The sequence below is a fragment of the Mesorhizobium sp. M1E.F.Ca.ET.063.01.1.1 genome (assembly GCF_003998155.1).
GTDB lineage: Bacteria > Pseudomonadota > Alphaproteobacteria > Rhizobiales > Rhizobiaceae > Mesorhizobium.
On sequence record NZ_RZSC01000660.1, the window covers coordinates 1 to 3288 of the forward strand.

At 63.3% G+C, this 3288-nt stretch carries 5 protein-coding genes and 1 pseudogene; 4 read left to right on the forward strand and 2 right to left on the reverse strand.

Annotated elements, in window-relative coordinates:
* Positions 1–251, reverse strand: a pseudogene (locus EOA29_RS30085) (MFS transporter); the annotation flags it as partial.
* Between the two features lie 228 nt (positions 252–479).
* Between EOA29_RS30085 and EOA29_RS30090 the strand changes: the two are divergent.
* The 4 genes from EOA29_RS30090 (at position 480) to EOA29_RS30105 (ending at position 2254) form a co-directional block, all read left to right on the forward strand.
* A complete protein-coding gene (locus tag EOA29_RS30090; protein ID WP_126093133.1) occupies positions 480–1163 on the forward strand; it encodes a TetR/AcrR family transcriptional regulator in 684 nt (227 codons plus the stop codon).
* Between the two features lie 116 nt (positions 1164–1279).
* On the forward strand, positions 1280–1813 hold the full coding sequence (locus tag EOA29_RS30095) for an SspB family protein (RefSeq protein ID WP_126093132.1): 534 nt from the start codon (positions 1280–1282) through the stop codon (positions 1811–1813).
* A gap of 9 nt (positions 1814–1822) precedes the next feature.
* The gene (locus EOA29_RS30100) at positions 1823–2020 is read left to right on the forward strand and encodes a DUF4169 family protein (RefSeq protein ID WP_126093131.1); all 198 of its coding nucleotides are present in this window, start codon (positions 1823–1825) and stop codon (positions 2018–2020) included.
* A gap of 9 nt (positions 2021–2029) precedes the next feature.
* Positions 2030–2254, forward strand: coding sequence for a ribbon-helix-helix domain-containing protein (locus tag EOA29_RS30105; RefSeq protein ID WP_126093130.1), 225 nt, complete (start codon positions 2030–2032; stop codon positions 2252–2254).
* 55 nt (positions 2255–2309) lie between these two features.
* Here the strand turns inward: EOA29_RS30105 and tolA are convergent.
* A partial coding sequence (tolA, locus tag EOA29_RS30110; RefSeq protein ID WP_127222023.1) for a cell envelope integrity protein TolA occupies positions 2310–3288 on the reverse strand: 979 nt, incomplete at its 5' end.

The window sequence follows — 3288 nt, forward strand, 5'->3', positions numbered from 1 at the left end:
ACCATGAACAGTGCAAGGCCGGCATAGAGCGGCAGCTTGCGTCCGACCATGTCGGAGATTGGTCCGACGACGATCTGGCCGAAACCCATCGACAGGAAGAAGATCAAGAGGCTCATCTGCACGGCAGCGGTGCCGGCCTTGAGATCCTCACCGATCGAGGGCAGCGCGGGAAGATACATATCGATGGCGAACGGTCCGATTGCGGACAACAAGCCGAGCACGACCGCGATGCGGAGGAATTTGGGACTCATGATAGGGCTTCTTTCGGATCTGGTTGCCGCCGAGGTCCGGCGTCTACCCAAGGACGTTCCATCCCGCGGAAATCCGACATCCAAGAGCGAACTTGTTCGTCTCAAGAGCGAATTCATTCGTCTCAAGAGCGAATTCACTCGTCTCTCTCGGGAGCGGATTTCCCTTTATTGTGTCCACAAATTTAGACAGGCTTGTCCAATTCGTCAATCACCGCTATATAGATTTTGATGAAGCTCGGCGTTTCTCCTGACACTTTCCCGCCACGCAGCCATGAGGCCAAGCGCATATCGGTGGTCGACGCCGCGGCTTCGGTTTTCTGCCGGGAGGGTTATGCCGGCGCCAACATCGACCTGATCGCGGCCGAGGCCGGCGTTTCGCGCCAGACCGTCTACAATCACCATGGTGACAAGGAAAAGCTATTCATGGCCGTCGTGCGCGACCTGACGGAGCGCTGCAACGCCGGCATCTTCGCCACCATAGCCACCTTTCCGGACCAGCCCGCCGATCTCGAATCCGATCTCGTCGCCTTTGCGGTGCGCATGAACCGCAACTGCGTCTGCAACCGCGACGGCCGGTTCCTGCGCAAGCTGATCCAGGCCGAGGGCGAGCGCTATCCGGAACTTTTCGCCGAGTGGCGCGAACAGGGGCCGGGCCGCACATGGTCGGCGCTTGCCGCCCGCTTCGCGCGCCTCGCTTATGCCGGGCATCTGTCGATCGACGATCCGGACGTGGCGGCGCGCCAGTTCTTCGCTCTGGTCAATGCCGAGCTGCAAATAACCTTCATGCTCGGCGGCATGCCGACGGAAGACGAGGTCCTGCGCTCGGCCACCAACGGCGTGCGCACCTTCCTCCGCGCCTTCGGCCTGCGGAAAGCAGCGTCCGTCAAGCAGGCCGCCCTCGCCCACGCCTGAGCGATCAAATCGCCGCCATTCCCCTTGGCCTCGGCGTTAGGCGCCTATATGCGGTTTACGCCGCGCCCAAGCTTGATTACAGCTATGCGGACGATTCAACGGAACCCGACCGTCACATGGCCGACGACCACATCCGCTACGACATTCTGGCCCAGGAGGCCCTGCGCGGCGTCATGCGCAAGGTCCTGGCCGAAGTCGCGCGCACCGGCCTTCCCGGCAACCATCATTTCTTCATCACCTTCCTGACCGGCGCGCCCGGCGTGCGCATATCCTCGCGGCTGCGCGAGCGCTATCCGGAGCAGATGACCATTGTCATCCAGTTCCAGTATTGGGACCTGAAAGTGACCGATACCGGCTTCGAAGTGGGACTCTCCTTCTCCGACGTGCCTGAGAAGCTGGAGATCCCCTTCTCCGCCGTGCGCGGTTTCTACGACCCTTCGGTGAATTTCGAGCTCGAATTCGACGTCAAGGCGGAGAATGCCGCGGAAGATGACGATGCCGCGCCGGCCTCGGAGCCGCTCGCAGTCGTGACCGAAAAGAAACCGGAATCGAAGAAGAAGACGGCCGAGGCCGAAAAGAAGCCGGCTGTCGCCGACACCAGCGGCAAGAGCGCCGACGTGGTTTCGCTCGACGCCTTCCGCAAGAAGTGAACCGGTGAGATGGGCGAGGTCGTCAATCTCCGCCGGGCCCGCAAGCAGAAAGCGCGCATCGAGAAGGAACGCCTGGCCAGTGAGAACCGGGCGCTGCATGGCCGCTCCAAGGCCGAGCGCGAACGTGACCGGGTGACCTCCGACAGGACGGAAAAATTCATCGACGGCCATCGCCGAGAAAAGCCCGGCGATCCGGACGGACGCTGAGCGCCTCCGATGGCCGCGGTCGAAAAACGTTCGGTAACAATCCGCGGTCACCGCACCAGCTTCTCCCTGGAGCAGCCTTTCTACGATGACCTCGTCACGATCGCGGCGCAGCGATCGATTTCGCTCGCGGCCCTGGTCGCGGAGATCGACGAGACGCGGACCCGCGACGCGAATCTGTCCTCCGCGCTCAGGCTCTACGTGCTGGCCTGGGCAAAACGCGGCAAGGCTTCCTGAGATGAATCGCTTCAGGCGGTGTGGAGAATTCGCGAGCTTCCTGACTGGATGAGTCTCAGCCGCCGTCCAGCGACTTCAAAAGATTGTCGATCGTGAACGGATTGGCCTTGGGCTTCGGCGGCTCCGGCGCTGAACTGTCGTTGACGCCTGGAAGCGACCGGTCGACCTTTGGCGTTTGCTGGGCCGCCTTACGCTGGGCTTCCAGCTTTGCCTGTTCAGCCTTCTTGCGATCCGCTTCGGCTTGAGCCTTGGCCGCCTCATCGGCAGCCCGTTGTTCTGCCTCGGCTTTCGCTTCCGCATCCGCTTTGGCTTTCGCTTCCGCCTCCGCTTTGGCGCGCGCTTCCGCCTCGGCCTGAGCCTTGGCATCGGCCTCCGCCTTGGCTTTCGCCTCTTCTTCCGCTTTGGCCTGCGCCTCAGCTTCCGCCTTTGCCTGTGCCTCCGCCTCGGCTTTCGCCTTGGCCTCAGCCTCGGCCTTCTGCCGCGCCTCTTCCTCCTGCCGGCGCAATTCTTCGGCCGCCCGGTCGCGCTCGGTCTGCAGCGCGGCGTAGTAGCGCGCCTCGCGCCGCAGCCTCTGCTTCTCGAGCAGCGCCGCCTGCATTGCCTCGACCCGCTGCTGTTCCTTCTCCAGCGCGCGCTGGGTCAGGAACTGCGCCAGCGGTTCGCTGTCGAACTGACGCGTCGTCGCACCGAGCGGACCGGCGAGGCTGAAATTCACGGCCGGCGCGGAACCGACCAGCGCCTCGTCGCCGGGACGATAGGTAATCGCGCCCCTTGCTGAAACGGTGCTTGTGTTGATGTCGGCGGTTACGTCGGCCGTCAGCATCGCCGCTGGATTGTCTAGGCTGATCGGCGGCGCGCGCAGCGTCCCATTGGCAACGGTGAAGGCAATATCGCTGTCACCTGCCGCGAAACGGCCCTCCCCGGCGATCTCAGGCGCGAAGCCGGCAGTCTTGGCGGCGTCGATATCGCGCCCGATCGCGTCGGCCCTGGCAATGATGGCGGCAAAGGCGTCGGGATTGATACCCGTGATGTTC